This window comes from Mesorhizobium sp. WSM4806, assembly GCF_055811635.1.
Genome location: NZ_JBVVQZ010000003.1, coordinates 377904 through 392349, shown reverse-complemented (window position 1 = coordinate 392349; position 14446 = coordinate 377904). Strand labels below are relative to the sequence as shown.

Here is a 14446-nt window from a genome sequence, read left to right as displayed (position 1 = left end):
CTCTGACATTGGTAGAGGCATCGAAATGCAGAACCACGCTTACCGGAGCCGGCAGCTCGGCTTGCCGCTGGCAGCCGTCTTCGCCGCGATCATCCTGGCCATCGGCGCGCTCTTTGGCGCCTCCGGCGCCGCCAACGCCCAGCAGACAACCGCCTCTTCGGACAGGATCTGGCAGGATCTGAAAGGCGACGTGTTCGGCGATCGGGCAATTCTGGTCGATAGCGGCGTCGTCAGGATCGAGGCGCCGAAGCGGGCGCAGGATGCCGCCATCGTGCCTGTCGACATCTATATCGACCCGACCAAGGCGCCCGCCGGCATCAAATCCGTCACCTTGATCATCGACGTCAATCCAGCGCCGGTCGCGGCGACGTTCGAGATCGGCAAGGACGCCGGTGTGACACATCTGTCGACGCGCGTGCGCGTCGACGACTATTCCTATCTGCGTGCCATAGCAGAGACGCAGGGCGGCGAGCTTCACATGGCCCAGACCTTCGTCAAGGCGTCAGGCGGATGCTCCGCCCCGGCGCTCAAGAACCAGGACGAAGCGATGGCAACGATGGGACAGATGAAGCTGCGCCAATTCCCGCCGCAAGAGACGATGACAAAGGCGCAGGAATTGCAGCTGATGATCCGCCACCCGAACAATTCGGGCCTGCAGCGCAACCCCTTGACCCAGTATTTCATCCCCGCGCATTTCGTTCAGAAACTGTCGGTCTCGCAGGCAGACCGGCTGATCCTGTCGATGGAAGGGGGGATATCGATTTCGGAAGATCCCAATTTCCGGTTCGATTTCACCGCGCACGGCACTGGCCAAATCCAGGTCGAAGCGATCGATACGGACGGCAAGGTATTTCGCAATCAATGGCCGCTGGAGGCTACGGGGCTTTGAAGCCTCGAATCCGCATGCAGCCGCCGTCGGCGGTCTTACACGGCGTCTAAAAGCAGCGCACGTCGGCTTCCGCCTGCGCGCGTTTCAGTCCCGTGCTTGCGGCTTTTGCCGGCGCGCTTTCGCGGAACAGTCCCGAACGCTCCCCAGTCGTCAGCGACATGCTCTTGAAGGTCTCGGCCCTTTCATAATCCTCGAATGGAAGGATCGAGGCGATGACGTCGATCGAGCAGGAACAGCTCTCCAGCGCCCGACGTGTCTGGCCATTCGTCTGCATGCAGCCGAGCACATAGTCGACAACCGTCACCGTCGGATAATCTGAGGCGGCGCCGGCCGGATTGGCGAAGGCCAGGGCCGACGTGAGCAACAGCGGCAAGCTCGAAAAGCCGACATATCTGATCATGGGGAACCTCCGATTGGCCCGGAACGTGACAGATCGAGCCCAATGGATCGAGACGGATCACCGCACCAGTTGGCCTCCTGTCGCCACGCCCGTCAAGTTCTCATGCAGGCCATATAGTACCAAAGGACAGGGCCGTCCCGGCCGGCAAAAGGCCTCCCCGACAGCACGAACATCGGCTCCGAATCCTGGTGCTGAGCTTGATTTCAGGTCTCCTCCACTATCGCCAGAGGGAGCGACGCGCGCATACTTAAAATCATACGATCCAGCGAATATTCCCAAATAAAAATCAATACATTTCGCCCAAAAAATACGTAAAACTGAACCACTTATATAAATCGCGCTTCATCCACAGTCGATCAATAGCTTTCAGTCCGGATTTTTTCATATCTATTTCTCTATATTGCAGTGCAACATAGATGGAAGTGATTTTTCTTGCCTTCCTTCTGGGGATGACATAGCTTCATCCTGTTTCCGGCTTCAAGGGCGTCACCGTCAATTAGGGAGCGGCGACAGTCTTTCGTAGGCCAGGTGGGATGGGCAGTAACGGTGCCCTCTGCTCATTCGGCTTAGGTCGTGACACGCTGCCGGAAATACTTCCCCCACATGAATCGCTTGGGCAAGCCCTGGTGGGCTCAACGGACGATTCGTCATTGTGCACCCTGGGAGGACTTTGATGCGTGTATTAGCGAAAACTGCCTACCTACTAACGACCGCGGCGCTCATGTCGTTCGGCGCGGTCCACATGACGTCGGCCAATGAAGAACTGATGAAAATGGCCGAGAATCCCAAGGACTGGGTGATGCAGACGGGTGACTACGCCAACACCCGCTTTTCCAAGCTCAACCAGATCACCAAGGACAATGTGAAGAACCTGCAGGTCAAGTGGACCTTCTCCACTGGCGTGCTGCGCGGCCATGAAGGCGGGCCGCTGGTCATCGGCGATGTGATGTATGTCCACGCGCCGTTCCCCAACACCGTCTATGCTCTCGATCTCAAGAATGACGGAAAGATCCTCTGGAAATACGAGCCCAAGCAAGACCCGAATGTTATTGGCATCATGTGCTGCGACACGGTCAACCGTGGCGTTGCCTATGGTGACGGCAAGATCATCCTCAACCAGGCCGACACCACCGTCGTGGCGCTCGATGCCAAGTCCGGCAAAGTCGTCTGGACGGTCAAGAACGGCGATCAGATCGACGGCGGAAAGGGCGAATCCGGCACGTCGGCGCCTGTGGTCGTCAAGGACAAGGTTATCGTCGGCATCTCCGGCGCCGAATATGGTGTTCGCGGCCACCTCTCGGCCTACAATCTTTCGGATGGCAAGCTTGCCTGGCGGGCCTATTCGACGGGACCCGATGCAGAAACCCTGATCGATCCCGAAAAGACCACCCATCTCGGCAAACCGGTCGGCGCGGACTCGGGCACGAACACCTGGGAAGGCGAGCAGTGGAAGACCGGTGGCGGCACGACTTGGGGATGGTACGCCTATGATCCCAAGCTTAACCTGATCTACTACGGCACCGGCAATCCATCGACCTGGAACCCGGTCCAGAGGCCGGGCGACAATCGCTGGTCGATGACGATCATGGCTCGCGATGCGGATACCGGGATGGCCAAGTGGCTTTACCAGATGACCCCGCATGACGAGTGGGATTATGACGGCGTCAACGAGATGATCCTTGTCGACGGCATGGACATCAAGGGCGCCAAGCGCGATGTGCTGGTGCATTTCGACCGCAATGGCTTTGCCTACACCATGGATCGCGCCAATGGCGAGCTTCTCGTCGCCAAGAAATACGATCCGGCGGTGAACTGGGCGACGGAAGTCAACATGGACCCCAGCAGCGACCAGTACGGCCGCCCGCAGGTGGTGGCCAAATATTCGACCCAGCAGAACGGCGAAGACACCAACTCGACGGGCATCTGCCCGGCCGCGCTTGGAACCAAGGACCAGCAGCCGGCGACCTATTCGCCGAAGACCGGTCTGTTCTACGTGCCGACAAACCATGTCTGCATGGACTATGAGCCCTACAAGGTGAGCTACACCGCCGGTCAGCCTTACGTGGGCGCCACCGTGTCGATGTATCCTCCCCCTGGAGCCGACCACATGGGCAACTTCATTGCCTGGGATGCTGCCAAGGGCGAGATCGTCTGGTCCAAGCCCGAGAAATTCTCGGTCTGGTCGGGCGCGCTGGCGACCGACGGCGACGTGGTCTTCTACGGCACGCTCGAGGGCTACATCAAGGCAGTCGATCATGACGGCAATGAACTCTACAAGTTCAAGACCCCGTCCGGCATCATCGGCAACATCACGGCCTACGAGCATGGCGGCAAGCAGTACATCGCCGTTCTGTCCGGCGTCGGCGGATGGGCCGGTATCGGTCTGGCAGGCGGACTGCTTTCGCCCGACAACGCCGCTGCCTGGCATGGCGCCGTCGATCAGGGCCGTGCGCAAGGCGATGAGGCTGCGGTCGTTGGGACTGCTGGTCTGGGCGCGGTCGGTGGCTACGCAGCACTTGCCGACTACACGACGCTGGGTGGCCAGCTCACCGTCTTCGGCCTCCCGGACTGATATACGGGAGCACGCCTCGGGCTTGTGAGAAGACCAAGGCTTGAAAAGCGAGAGCCCGGATCACCGGGAAGCCAGGACCGGGCTCTCAATTTCGCCGCGCACCCACATCGATCCATGCCGCTTCACGACAGCAAAACCGTGTGCAGGCGAAATCAAGAAATCAAGGAAGTAGCTGAATGTCCGTTCGCATTGTAATTTCCGCTCTCGCCCTGGCGCTGCCTCTGGCAAGTTCAAGCCTCGCGCATGCCCAGGACAGCGCTGAAAAAGCCAAGGCGGTGACGGAAGAAGGCGGCAAGCATTTCGACGCGGAGGGAAATCCGACCTTCAAGATCGAAAACGGAGCCGTCGACTGGTACACGTTCAGCGGTTACCGCCGGTATCACTCCGATTGCCATGTCTGTCACGGACCGGACGGCACCGGTTCGAGCTATGCGCCGGCCCTGCTCAACAGCCTGAAAACAATGGATTACGCCACCTTCATCTCGATCGTCGCCGAGGGCCGCAAGAATGTCGGCGGCGGCAAGGAAAATGTCATGCCTGCCTTTGGCGACAACAAGAACGTCTATTGCTACATGGATGATCTCTACGTCTATCTGCGTGCCCGCGCCGACGGTGCGGCGCCGCGCGGCAGGCCGCCGAAGAAAGCAGACAAGCCACAGGCAGCGAAGGATGCCGAAGCATCCTGTATGGGTGGATGATATGATTGGCCGTGACGCGTTGAAGCTGTGTTTTGTCCTGCCGATGCTCGGCGCACTCGCCTTGCTGCCTGCCAACGCCCAGGCGCAGGACGCCGGCCTTGGTGCCGCGGGCGAACTGGTCGACCCAGACATTCTGCGCGTCTGCGCCGATCCTTCGAACATGCCGTTCACCGACGAGAGCGGCGAAGGCTTCGAAAACCGGCTGGCCGAACTGGTCGCCGCGAAAACCGGCCGAAAGTCCGTCGCCTATACATGGTTTCCTCTTGTCGCCGGCTTCGTGCGCAACACGCTGGCGGCCAACCGATGCGACATCATCATGGGCTATGCCCAGGGCGATGAACTGGTGCAGAACACCAACGCCTACTATCGCTCGTCCTATGTGCTGGTGCACCCGAAGGGCAACGGCATGGAAGGCGTCGAGACCATCGAGGATCCGAAACTCACCGGCAAGCGGATCGGCGTCGTCGAAAGCACACCGCCGACTGCCAACATGGCCGCCAACAAGCTCATGCGAACGGCAAAAATCTATCCGCTGGCGGTGGATACCCGCCTCACCCCCTCCATGGGGGAGGTCATGATCAAGGACATGCTCGCCGGCAAGATCGATGCGGCGGTCATGTGGGGACCGATGGCAGGCTACTATGCCAAGCAACTCGGCGCCGATCTCACGATCGTTCCGCTGGTGAAGGAAAAGACCGGCTCGCGCATGTCATACCGCATCACCATGGGCGTGCGTCCATCCGACCAGGAATGGAAGCGGACGCTCAACCGGGTGATCAGGGAAAACCAGGCGGAGATCACCAGGATCCTGCTGGACTACGATGTGCCGCTGATCGACGAACACGATAATCCGATCACGCAATGACGAGAAACGCATGAAGGGAAAGGAGACGATTTTGCTGGTTGCCGCGAGCCTTCTCGGTCTGACCGAACCGTTGTGGGCTGGCGATATCGCCGAGCCCGGCGGCTACCGGATGGACGACTATCGGGCGCCGGTGCCGCAGACGCTGCAGGGTGCGAAGGTCGTGACGACGGCGGAGGCGGAGGCGCTGTGGCGGGAGAAGAAGGCCGTGTTCTTCGACGTCATGCCGAACACGCCGAAGCCGGCCAATTTGCCGGCGGGAACGATTTGGAGAGCCAAGATCAGAAAGGACATCCCAGGCAGCACCTGGCTGGCCAATGTCGGTTACGGTGCTATCTCCGAGGAGACCGCCAACTATTTTCGCCAAGGCCTCGCGGCCGAAGCCGGTCCCGACAAGTCGCGTGCCATTCTGTTCTATTGCATGACGAATTGCTGGATGTCTTGGAACGCCGCGAAACGGGCCATCGAATGGGGCTACAGTTCGGTGATCTGGTATCCCTCCGGCGCCGATGGCTGGGAACGTGCCAACCTTCCGCTGGAGGAAAGGAAGCCTTATGTGATTAGCAATTGAGCATGCGCATTGTTATTTTCTTGTTTTTCGACTTTTCAGAACCTGCCGTTTCATTTGTCCATTTTGAGAGTTGATGGACGAACCATTGCAATGGTGCCCAGCAATGGTTGACTGAGAAAAGGATCGGCCCCTTCGGGCTGGTAGAAGAGGAGATATGCCATGAAGAAGAGCTGGACAAAACCGACCATGTGCCAAGTTGCTGCGGGCTTCGAGATTTCGCGGTATCTGCCTGCTGAAATTACTCCCAAGAAGTAGGCCGCAGAGGTGCGTGTCCCCGGCAACGGGGACACGCACTGCCATCTCGCGCGAGGTCTTCGTGAAAGGCTTTGATGCGTTCAATGCGGGCGCGAAGCCATTCGCGGTCGAAAATTTGCTGTTGGTTGAAAAAGCCGCAGAGCGGGCATTGCAATGCGCTTGAAGATCATCGGCTCGGCGGCAGGCGGCGGCTTCCCGCAGTGGAATTGCAACTATCGCCTGAGCCGCGCGGCTCGCACCGGGATGGCTGGCGTGCATTCGCGAACCCAATCAAGCATCGCCGCCTCAGTGGATGGGGCCGGCTGGGTTCTCTTCAACGCCTCGCCCGATATCCGCCAGCAGATTGCGCAAACGCCTGAATTGCAGCCGGCGCAGAATGCGCCGTTGCGTTCGACGCCCATCCGCGCGGTGGTGCTGACCAATGCCGATGTCGATCATGTCGCCGGCCTGCTCAGCCTGCGTGAGCGGCAGCCCTTCGCCATCTACGCAACGACACAGGTGCTGGCGACGCTGGAAGCGAACTCGATCTTCAATGTCCTCGATCCAGCGCTCGTGCCGCGACGCATCTTGCCGCCGGCCGAAGAACTGGCGATATGCGACGCAGACGGCCACGACACCGGCGTGACTGTCGAGAGTTTTCCCGTGCCCGGCAAGATAGCCCTCTATCTCGAGGGAAGAAGCCGGCCGGAAGCCAATTTCAGTTCCGACGCCGGCGACACGATCGGCGTCCGTATCGGCGGTGCCGGCAGTCACGGCTCCGTCTTCTACATCCCAGGCTGCACGCGCATCGATGCAGCCCTGCGCACGCGCCTGGCCGATGCCGCCTGCGTCCTGTTCGATGGCACGGTCTACACCGACGACGAGATGATTGCCGCCGGCGTCGGCCAAAAGACCGGTGCGCGCATGGGGCATCTGGCCATGTCGGGAGACGAGGGGTCGATCGCCGGCCTGGCCGATGTGGGGATCGGCCGCCGTGTCTTCGTCCACATCAACAACACGAATCCGGTTCTGGACGAGAATTCGGCCGAGCACGCAGCGGTCAAAGCGGCTGGCTGGGAAGTCGCCCGCGATGGGATGGAGATGGAATTTTGAGTGATTTCCACGACGCGGCCAGGAACGGCCTGTCCTCCAGCGAGCTCGAAGCCGTGCTGCGGCAGGTCGGCGCCGAGCGCTATCACAACCGCCATCCTTTCCACCACAGGATGACCAGCGGTGCGCTGTCGAGGACCGAGATGCAGGCCTGGGCGCTGAACCGCTATTGCTACCAGGCCGTCATCCCGCGCAAGGACGCCATGATCCTCGCACATGCGCAGGACCCGGCGTTTCGCGCCGCCTGGCGCAAACGCATCGAGGACCATGATGGCGAGGACGGTTGGAGCGGCGGCATCGCGCGCTGGCTGCATCTGGCGACCTCGCTCGGCCTCGATGCCGATGACGTGAAGAGCGAAAGGCTGGCGCTGCCGGCGACACGTTTCGCGGTCGGCGCCTACCTCGCCTTTTGCACGAACCGGACGCTGTTCGAGGCGGTCGCATCGTCGCTGACCGAGATGTTCTCGCCGCTCATCATCGGCGAACGGGTCCCGGCGATGCTGGCCAAATACGATTACATCACCGAGGATACGCTGGCCTATTTCAGCCGACGGCCCGAACAGGCCTCGCGCGACGCCGACTTCGCCCTCGCCTACGTGCTCGGCCATGCCGACACGGCGGAACGCCAGCAGCAGGCGATCGATGCGCTGGTGTTCAAATGCGATATACTGTGGGCCATGCTCGACGCGCTTCAACACGCCTATGGCGAGCCCGGAAACATCCCGCCCGGCGCCTTCCGTCCGGAGCCAGCCCAATGATGGCGCTGCGCGAAAGAGCTTTGGTGTCGTCCCGATCGGTGCCGTCGCTGCCGAAGCACGTGCGCATACAGTACGATCCCGTGCGGCAGGCGTTCGCCGTGCTTTCGCCGGAAAAGGTGTTTTGGCCGAACGACATCAGCCTCGATATATTGCGCCGCTGCGATGGACGGTCCACGGTCGGCCACATCATCGCCGAGCTTGCCGCGGATTATGACGCCGAACAGGAGGCCGTGGCGGCCGACGTCGTCGCCTTCCTGCAAGAATGGTCGGACAAGCTGCTGGTAAAACTATGAGCGAGCCCCTTCTCCCTCCGATCGGCATGCTGGCGGAACTGACGCATCGCTGCCCGCTGCAATGCCCGTATTGCTCCAATCCGCTCGAATTGCTGAAGGCCAATCGCGAACTCGATACGCAGACCTGGCTCGACTTGTTCTCGCAGGCTGCCGATCTCGGCGTTCTCCAGGTGCATCTGTCGGGCGGTGAACCGACGCTGCGCCGCGACCTCGAGCAATTGATCGCCGGGCTTTCGGCGCGCGGCGTCTACACCAACCTGATCACCGCCGGCGTCGGCATTGCCGAAGGCCGCATCGAGGCGTTTGCCGAAGCCGGGCTCGACCATCTGCAGCTGAGCTTTCAAGGCGCACGGCCGGCGACCACCGACCGCATCGGCAATCACAAAGGCGGCCACGAAAAGAAGCTGGAGACGGCACGCCGCGCGCGCGCTGCCGGCCTGCCGCTTACCATCAACGCGCCGATCCATCGCCACAACATCGAGGAAGTGCCGGAATTCATCGACCTGGCGCTTTCTCTGGGCGCGGAGCGGCTCGAGATCGCCAACGTGCAGTATGCCGGCTGGGCGCTGACCAATCGCGATCAACTGATGCCCGAGCGCGCTGCGGTCGACCGTCAGGCGGAGATCGTCGCGGCGGCGCGCGAACGGCTCACCGGCATCATGAACATCGATTTCGTCACGCCGGATTATTTCGCCATCTATCCCAAGCCGTGCATGGGCGGCTGGGCGCGCGACGCCTTCATGGTGGCGCCGGACGGCACCGTGCTGCCATGCCATGCCGCACAGACCATCCCGTCGCTCAGTTTTGAGCGTTTCGGCCCGCGCAGCCTGGCCGAAATCTGGACCGATTCGCCGGCATTCAACGCGTTTCGCGGCACCGACTGGATGCAGCAGCCCTGTCGCAGCTGCGAACGGCGTGAGATCGACTGGGGCGGTTGTCGCTGCCAGGCGATGGCGATTGCCGGCGACGCCGCCGCGACGGACCCGGCTTGCGCGAAATCGCCGATCCATGCGCGCATGGCCATGCTGATCGACGAAGCCCAGCGTGCTGCGGCAATTCCTTCGAACGACGAACAATTCGTCTATCGGCGGATCGGCGTCGTCACCGAGCCCGCCTGATCTCTTCCCCGGTCTCGCGCTCGCGCACCGCGTCGGCGAATGCCAGTGCGTCGCGATTGACCGCAATGTTGTGCACGCGAAAGATCGCAGCGCCCTTCAGCCGCAGGATGACGCTTGTTGCCGCTGTGCCGACGTCTCGCCCCTCGTCACTTCCGCCGACCAGGTGACGGGCAAGGCGCTTGCGTGACGTGCCGACGAGCAATGGAAAACCGAGCGCGCGCAATTCACCGAAGCGAGCCATGAGCTCGAGGTTTTCCTCGCCGTCCTTGGCGAAAGCGAAGCCGGGGTCGAGCACAATCCGCTCGTCCGGGATGCCGGCGTCGCGCGCGATCTCCAGCGATCTGTTCAGGAACAGGAACTGGTCGGCGATCACATCCGCCAGTTTTTCGCGGCCGCGCCCGGTGTGCATGATGACCAGGCCGGCGCCGGTTTCCGCCGCAACCTGCGCGATGTCTGGTTCGCGCTGCAGGCCATGCACGTCGTTGACGATATGCGCGCCCGCGGCGACCGCCAGCCGCGCCGTCTCGGCCCTGTAGGTGTCGACCGAAACCAGGCTGCCGCCGTCGGACGACAGCGCCTCGATGACCGGCAGGATGCGCGCTTGTTCCTCGCGCGCCGAGACGGCGCCGGCGCCGGGCCGAGTGGATTCGCCGCCGACATCGATGATCGCCGCGCCCTCGCCGATCATGCGCCGCGCCTGCTGCAGCGCCCGCTCCGGCCGGTCGAAGTCTCCGCCGTCGGAGAAACTGTCCGGCGTGACGTTCAAAATCCCCATCAGCAACGATTGCGCGCCAAGATCGAGATACCGTCCATGAGCAAGCTGCCAGCGCGTCATGCGTCAACCTTTTTCATCTCATTTCATATCAGATGCAATTCGCGACAAGATTGTCACTCACACGAACCCGGTTTCCCCATCTACCTATGCTCGCGAAACAAAAGGAGCGTAGCAATGACCAGGGAAACGATCAGCTTCACTTACACGACCTATATTGTCTCGACACCGGGAAAGGTGTTCGAGGCCATAACCAAACCGGACCTCGCACGGCGCTACTGGGGCCACGAGAACGTCTCCGACTGGAAGCCCGGCTCGAGCTGGCAGCACATCCGCGCTGATGACGAACGGACCGTCGAGCTCGTCGGCAAGGTCGTCGAGGTGTCGCCGCCGACCCGTCTCGTCATCACCTGGGCAAACGCTTCGCAGGCGTCCGATCCGACGAGCTACAGCCGGGTGACCTTCGAGCTCGAGGAATACGAGGCCATGGTCCGGCTGACCGTCAGCCATGACGACCTCGAAGCCGGCAGCGGCATGGCGAACGGCATCAAAAAGGGTTGGCCGATCGTCCTCTCCAGCCTGAAATCCTTCCTCGAAACGGGTCAGGCGATCGATGTCTTCGCCAGGCCGCGCGCGTCGGAACTGGCGGCCTGACCCAGAACAAAGGACCGAGCAGATGAGCACTCTGTACACCGGCGGATGCGCGTGCGGCGCGGTCCGCTACGAGGCAAAGGCAGCCCCGATCTTCGAAAACCACTGCCAATGCCGCGATTGCCAGAAAAGAAGCGGCACCGGTCATGGATCCTATCTGACGTTTGCGTCGCGAGCGGACGTGGCGATCACCGGCACGACGACGGACTGGCGTGTCGCGGCGGACAACGGAAATGTCAAAATCCATTCCTTCTGCCCGGTCTGCGGAACCCCGGTTTACCTGACGTACACCGCCATGCCGGACCCGATCACGGTCCATGCCGCAAGCCTTGACGATCCAGGCCGGTTCAATCCGACCGTGGTGACCTACGGTATCCGGGCCCTCCCCTGGGACAAGATGGAAACCGGGCTGACGACGTTCGAGAAGATGCCGCCAGGCTAACCGGCCGGCGGCAGGGACAGACGCGCACAGGCAGAAAGGAAAATAGTGCATTGTCACCGTAATTCGCGGTTGGGCCCATGACACTCAGCGATTGCCGTACTCCTCATGGCGGCGCCACCACGCCTGGGGGAACTCGAGGCCGTTCTCGTTCCTTTCCCACGGAGCCAGGTCGAGGAAACGGTAGACCCCCATAAACGCCTCGGTGCCACGGGCGTAGGTCGAGTAGGTGTGGTAGACGGCACCGTCCGGGAGCGCGAAGACGCTCATTCCCTCCTTCTGCGGCTCGGCCCTGTCGACATGCTGATAGTTGTAGTCGGCGCCGTCTCTCTGCTGCTCTTCGGTGAAGGCGGGGCCGAAGTCGTATTTGAAATCGCTCCCGAGCGAGGAAACCCACGGGAAGCGCCAGCCCATTTGCTGCTTGTAGTCCTGGATCTCCGGCAACGGGGCGATCGATTCGCAAACCAGGGGAATGTCGCGGCCGTTCAAGTGGGGGATGACGCAGTCGAAGTGATCGGCGATCAAGGAGCATCCGGTGCATCCTTGGCGCTCCTCGGTGAGCCGGTATCCGTAGCCGAACATGAAATGATAGACAAACAGCTGCGAGCGCCCCTGGAAGAGGTCGGCCAGCGAGGCGCTGCCCTCCTCGGTCTCTAACAGATACTCCTTGTCGATCCGAACCCAGGGCAGCTCCTGTCGCTGTCGCGCCAGTTCGTCGCTCTGCCGCATGAGCCGTTTCTCCGCCTCGAGCAGTGCGAGCCTCGCTCCGAGCCATTCCTCCCGTGTTCCGGTCTTGTGTTTCGTCATCGCTTCTGTCCCCTTCCTCGGGGATTTTCCTTTCCGTTTCTCGAAACAACTTGTTGCGTCAGGCGTTAAACTCAATGCCGGAGGCGAAACATGGCAGCTGGATGTGGCGGTTTCGTTTGGAGGGCAGCATGAAATCGCCGACAGTGAGGATTATGGCCGCCGCCGATGAAGATCCGGCGATCGGAACAATCGTGCTGGCGTTTGCAGCCGATCCCATGGCGCGATGGACCTGGCCGCATGCACACCAGTACCTTGCGGCCATGCCGCGACTGGTCCGCGCGCTCGGGGCCAGGGCATTCTCAAACGGAAGCGGCTTTTGCACCGATGGCTATGTCGGGACGGCGCTGTGGCTGTCGCCCGGTGTGCATCCCGACGAGGAAGGGCTTGGTGCGCTTGTCGAGAGCACGGTTGCGCCCTCCCTTGCCCCTGAAGTCGCCGCTATATTCGAGCAAATGGCCAAGTACCACCCGACTGAACCGCATTGGTACTTGCCCGCGATCGGCGTCGACCCGGCGCATCAGGGCGAAGGTCACGGCGACGCCTTGATGGCGTACGCGCTCGCGCAGTGCGATCGCGATCACGCGCCCGCCTATCTGGAATCCTCGAACCCGCGCAACATTCCGTTCTACCAGCGCCACGGCTTCGAACCGCTCGGCGCGATCCAGATCGGTTCATCGCCGACGCTCGTCCCGATGCTGCGGCGACCGCGTTGAGCCAGGCAGGGCAGACGAGCGAAGCGTCAGCCGCCATCCCGTGGTGTCGGCGCAAGGGTATTTCGGTGAAGGGCATTTCGGTGACAGCGGACTTTTTGCCGTGCTCGGCTCTCGCTGTGTGTAGAAGGCATCGCTCGACTTGCGTTGCCGCGCCGCCGATGTCGCTACCTGGGCGGCGGGTGGCAGCGAAGCGCTTCTGGAACGGATTGCCAAGCAAACCGAAAAGCCGTGAAATCGGGAAGACGCGGCCAGGCGGGGAAGTTGCGGCCCAGGAATTACGATCCTGACGCCAGACCAAGCGTTTGGCGCGCCTCGTTGACGGTGGCCACGCGCCGGCCAAACTTCTCGACTGAGGCCGCCGCGCGTTCGACAAGCTCGGCGTTGCTGCGCGCCAGGCGTTCCCTGGTGATCCTGATATTATCCTCAAGTCCGGTGCGCACTGCGTCTGCTGCGCGCGCCAACGCCCATTGCATTACGATCGTCTGGTTGCGTCCTATTCCGGCCGCTGTCCAGGTGGACTGTGGAAACAGGAGTTTCGCTTCCCTGAGGAGCACATCGAGCAATCTCTCCTCCGCAGGCATTGCGTTTTGCACGCCCATGACAAACTGGATGTGCGGTCGCTCACCCAAAAGTTCCGCGTCGGCCAGCCGCCTGGCAGCGTGAAGGTGCGAGAGGTCGAAGATCTCGATCTCCGGCAGCACGCCATTTGCCTTCATCGCGGTTGCGAGATCACCGATCAGGGCGGGATGGTTCTCGTAGACGATGGATGGGAAGTTGACCGAACCGGTCGAGAGCGAGGCCATGTCCGGCTTCAGATATAGCGCCGAGCCACGCGCGGCAGGATCACGACCGCGCCCGCCGGTCGAAAACTGGACGATCATGCCGGGGCAGTGCCTACGCACCCCCGCCTGAACGGCAGCGAAGCGCGTTGGTTCAGACGATGAACTCTGATCGTCATTGCGCACGTGGATGTGCACCAGCGACGCACCTGCTTCAAAGGCTTCCTGGGTCGACTCGATCTGTTCGGCCACGCTGATCGGCACCGCAGGATTGTCTTCCTTGCGCGGCAGCGAGCCGGTGATCGCAACAGCGATGATACAGGGTTCAGGCATGGCGATAAACTATCCGTCTACCTGGTCCATGAGCCAGCGGATCGCGAGCGGATAGCCCGCGGCGCCGAGCCCCGCGATCACGCCGGTGGCGACCTTCGATACCAGCGACCGATGATAGATCTCCTCGCGGCGATGGATGTTCGAGATATGCAGTTCGACGATCGGGCCCGGAAACATTTTGAGCGCATCGAGCACCGGGATCGAAACAAAACTCAAACCCGCGGGATTGATCAGAATGCCCGCGCCGTCGTCGATCGCCTCATGCACCCAGTTGACGATTTCGCCCTCAATGTTCGACTGGTGAAAACGGACCGGATGGTCGCCGGCGGCGTCACGGCACATCCGCTCGATTTCTGCGAGTGTCGTCCGCCCATAGATCTCCGGCTCGCGCATGCCGAGCCGGTTGAGATTGGGGCCGTTGAGAACGAAGATTGGCTTGGTCATGGT

18 protein-coding genes are annotated in these 14446 nt (G+C 61.7%); 12 read left to right on the top strand and 6 right to left on the bottom strand.

The annotated features are described in order from the left end of the window. The first annotated feature begins 25 nt into the window (after positions 1-25). Positions 26-889 carry a quinoprotein dehydrogenase-associated SoxYZ-like carrier gene (locus tag AC0L2M_RS07315; RefSeq protein ID WP_287225661.1) on the top strand — a complete coding sequence of 288 codons (864 nt, stop codon included), beginning with the start codon at positions 26-28 and terminating at the stop codon, positions 887-889. 46 nt (positions 890-935) lie between these two features. Here AC0L2M_RS07315 and AC0L2M_RS07310 read toward each other — a convergent pair whose 3' ends face one another. After that, on the bottom strand, positions 936-1289 hold the full coding sequence (locus AC0L2M_RS07310) for a hypothetical protein (RefSeq protein WP_023797678.1): 354 nt from the start codon (positions 1287-1289) through the stop codon (positions 936-938). A 673-nt stretch (positions 1290-1962) separates the two neighbouring features. Between AC0L2M_RS07310 and AC0L2M_RS07305 the strand changes: the two genes are divergently transcribed. From AC0L2M_RS07305 to AC0L2M_RS07290, 4 genes are all read left to right on the top strand, one after another. Continuing rightward, a complete protein-coding gene (locus tag AC0L2M_RS07305) occupies positions 1963-3861 on the top strand; it encodes a methanol/ethanol family PQQ-dependent dehydrogenase (protein ID WP_353685229.1) in 1899 nt (632 codons plus the stop codon). Positions 3862-4037: 176 nt separating this feature from the next. Next, the gene (locus AC0L2M_RS07300) at positions 4038-4559 is read left to right on the top strand and encodes a c-type cytochrome, methanol metabolism-related (protein ID WP_023797676.1); all 522 of its coding nucleotides are present in this window, start codon (positions 4038-4040) and stop codon (positions 4557-4559) included. Position 4560: 1 nt separating this feature from the next. Continuing rightward, positions 4561-5424 (top strand): quinoprotein dehydrogenase-associated putative ABC transporter substrate-binding protein, encoded by an 864-nt coding sequence (locus AC0L2M_RS07295; RefSeq protein ID WP_473534463.1) that lies wholly within the window; start codon positions 4561-4563, stop codon positions 5422-5424. Positions 5425-5434: 10 nt separating this feature from the next. Beyond that, complete coding sequence (locus AC0L2M_RS07290) at positions 5435-5992, top strand: PQQ-dependent catabolism-associated CXXCW motif protein (RefSeq protein WP_473534462.1); 558 nt, start codon at positions 5435-5437, stop codon at positions 5990-5992. A 50-nt stretch (positions 5993-6042) separates the two neighbouring features. Here AC0L2M_RS07290 and AC0L2M_RS07285 read toward each other — a convergent pair whose 3' ends face one another. Then, a complete protein-coding gene (locus AC0L2M_RS07285) occupies positions 6043-6180 on the bottom strand; it encodes a hypothetical protein (protein WP_473534461.1) in 138 nt (45 codons plus the stop codon). A 220-nt stretch (positions 6181-6400) separates the two neighbouring features. On the opposite strand from AC0L2M_RS07285, the gene pqqB reads away from it, so the two are divergent. Genes pqqB through pqqE form a run of 4 tightly spaced genes read left to right on the top strand, consistent with a single transcriptional unit; the run spans position 6401 to position 9505 of the window. Continuing rightward, positions 6401-7339: a pyrroloquinoline quinone biosynthesis protein PqqB gene (pqqB, locus tag AC0L2M_RS07280; protein ID WP_473534460.1), complete on the top strand. Its 939-nt coding sequence runs from the start codon at positions 6401-6403 to the stop codon at positions 7337-7339. After that, positions 7336-8094 carry a pyrroloquinoline-quinone synthase PqqC gene (gene pqqC / locus AC0L2M_RS07275; RefSeq protein WP_023797670.1) on the top strand — a complete coding sequence of 253 codons (759 nt, stop codon included), beginning with the start codon at positions 7336-7338 and terminating at the stop codon, positions 8092-8094. Before pqqB ends, pqqC begins: the two co-directional genes overlap by 4 nt. Beyond that, positions 8091-8387 (top strand): pyrroloquinoline quinone biosynthesis peptide chaperone PqqD, encoded by a 297-nt coding sequence (gene pqqD, locus AC0L2M_RS07270; protein WP_023797669.1) that lies wholly within the window; start codon positions 8091-8093, stop codon positions 8385-8387. Before pqqC ends, pqqD begins: the two co-directional genes overlap by 4 nt. Further along, positions 8384-9505: a pyrroloquinoline quinone biosynthesis protein PqqE gene (gene pqqE, locus AC0L2M_RS07265; RefSeq protein WP_128173354.1), complete on the top strand. Its 1122-nt coding sequence runs from the start codon at positions 8384-8386 to the stop codon at positions 9503-9505. Before pqqD ends, pqqE begins: the two co-directional genes overlap by 4 nt. Here pqqE and folP read toward each other — a convergent pair. Beyond that, positions 9489-10340 carry a dihydropteroate synthase gene (folP, locus tag AC0L2M_RS07260; RefSeq protein WP_473534459.1) on the bottom strand — a complete coding sequence of 284 codons (852 nt, stop codon included), beginning with the start codon at positions 10338-10340 and terminating at the stop codon, positions 9489-9491. The genes pqqE and folP overlap by 17 nt on opposite strands. 114 nt (positions 10341-10454) lie before the next feature. On the opposite strand from folP, the gene AC0L2M_RS07255 reads away from it, so the two are divergent. Next, the gene (locus AC0L2M_RS07255; protein WP_473534458.1) at positions 10455-10931 is read left to right on the top strand and encodes an SRPBCC family protein; all 477 of its coding nucleotides are present in this window, start codon (positions 10455-10457) and stop codon (positions 10929-10931) included. A 22-nt stretch (positions 10932-10953) separates the two neighbouring features. Further along, entirely contained in the window at positions 10954-11370 is a 417-nt protein-coding gene (locus AC0L2M_RS07250; RefSeq protein ID WP_287259086.1) for a GFA family protein, read from the top strand. An 84-nt stretch (positions 11371-11454) separates the two neighbouring features. Here the strand turns inward: AC0L2M_RS07250 and AC0L2M_RS07245 are convergent, their stop codons facing one another. Further along, a complete protein-coding gene (locus AC0L2M_RS07245) occupies positions 11455-12174 on the bottom strand; it encodes a DUF899 domain-containing protein (protein ID WP_473534457.1) in 720 nt (239 codons plus the stop codon). Positions 12175-12302: 128 nt separating this feature from the next. On the opposite strand from AC0L2M_RS07245, the gene AC0L2M_RS07240 reads away from it, so the two are divergent. Continuing rightward, positions 12303-12887 carry a GNAT family N-acetyltransferase gene (locus tag AC0L2M_RS07240; protein WP_473534497.1) on the top strand — a complete coding sequence of 195 codons (585 nt, stop codon included), beginning with the start codon at positions 12303-12305 and terminating at the stop codon, positions 12885-12887. A gap of 275 nt (positions 12888-13162) precedes the next feature. On the opposite strand, the gene AC0L2M_RS07235 is transcribed toward AC0L2M_RS07240, so the two are convergent. Together AC0L2M_RS07235 and AC0L2M_RS07230 are read right to left on the bottom strand one after the other, a co-directional pair. Then, positions 13163-13999 (bottom strand): 3-oxoadipate:acetyl-CoA acetyltransferase, encoded by an 837-nt coding sequence (locus tag AC0L2M_RS07235; RefSeq protein WP_473534456.1) that lies wholly within the window; start codon positions 13997-13999, stop codon positions 13163-13165. Between the two features lie 9 nt (positions 14000-14008). Next, positions 14009-14443: a type II 3-dehydroquinate dehydratase gene (locus AC0L2M_RS07230; RefSeq protein WP_473534455.1), complete on the bottom strand. Its 435-nt coding sequence runs from the start codon at positions 14441-14443 to the stop codon at positions 14009-14011. Positions 14444-14446: the final 3 nt, after the last annotated feature.

What these genes read in the sequence shown, in the direction of transcription:
- AC0L2M_RS07305 (WP_353685229.1), top strand. Translation starts at nt 1,963, where the DNA reads ATGCGTGTATTAGCGAAAACTGCCTACCTACTAACGACCGCGGCGCTC.
- AC0L2M_RS07315 (WP_287225661.1), top strand. Translation starts at nt 26, where the DNA reads ATGCAGAACCACGCTTACCGGAGCCGGCAGCTCGGCTTGCCGCTGGCA.
- AC0L2M_RS07300 (WP_023797676.1), top strand. Translation starts at nt 4,038, where the DNA reads ATGTCCGTTCGCATTGTAATTTCCGCTCTCGCCCTGGCGCTGCCTCTG.
- AC0L2M_RS07255 (WP_473534458.1), top strand. Translation starts at nt 10,455, where the DNA reads ATGACCAGGGAAACGATCAGCTTCACTTACACGACCTATATTGTCTCG.
- AC0L2M_RS07245 (WP_473534457.1), bottom strand. Translation starts at nt 12,174, where the DNA reads ATGACGAAACACAAGACCGGAACACGGGAGGAATGGCTCGGAGCGAGG.
- AC0L2M_RS07285 (WP_473534461.1), bottom strand. Translation starts at nt 6,180, where the DNA reads ATGGTCGGTTTTGTCCAGCTCTTCTTCATGGCATATCTCCTCTTCTAC.
- pqqE (WP_128173354.1), top strand. Translation starts at nt 8,384, where the DNA reads ATGAGCGAGCCCCTTCTCCCTCCGATCGGCATGCTGGCGGAACTGACG.
- pqqD (WP_023797669.1), top strand. Translation starts at nt 8,091, where the DNA reads ATGATGGCGCTGCGCGAAAGAGCTTTGGTGTCGTCCCGATCGGTGCCG.
- AC0L2M_RS07230 (WP_473534455.1), bottom strand. Translation starts at nt 14,443, where the DNA reads ATGACCAAGCCAATCTTCGTTCTCAACGGCCCCAATCTCAACCGGCTC.
- AC0L2M_RS07310 (WP_023797678.1), bottom strand. Translation starts at nt 1,289, where the DNA reads ATGATCAGATATGTCGGCTTTTCGAGCTTGCCGCTGTTGCTCACGTCG.
- AC0L2M_RS07295 (WP_473534463.1), top strand. Translation starts at nt 4,561, where the DNA reads ATGATTGGCCGTGACGCGTTGAAGCTGTGTTTTGTCCTGCCGATGCTC.
- pqqB (WP_473534460.1), top strand. Translation starts at nt 6,401, where the DNA reads ATGCGCTTGAAGATCATCGGCTCGGCGGCAGGCGGCGGCTTCCCGCAG.
- folP (WP_473534459.1), bottom strand. Translation starts at nt 10,340, where the DNA reads ATGACGCGCTGGCAGCTTGCTCATGGACGGTATCTCGATCTTGGCGCG.
- AC0L2M_RS07290 (WP_473534462.1), top strand. Translation starts at nt 5,435, where the DNA reads ATGAAGGGAAAGGAGACGATTTTGCTGGTTGCCGCGAGCCTTCTCGGT.
- AC0L2M_RS07250 (WP_287259086.1), top strand. Translation starts at nt 10,954, where the DNA reads ATGAGCACTCTGTACACCGGCGGATGCGCGTGCGGCGCGGTCCGCTAC.
- AC0L2M_RS07240 (WP_473534497.1), top strand. Translation starts at nt 12,303, where the DNA reads ATGAAATCGCCGACAGTGAGGATTATGGCCGCCGCCGATGAAGATCCG.
- AC0L2M_RS07235 (WP_473534456.1), bottom strand. Translation starts at nt 13,999, where the DNA reads ATGCCTGAACCCTGTATCATCGCTGTTGCGATCACCGGCTCGCTGCCG.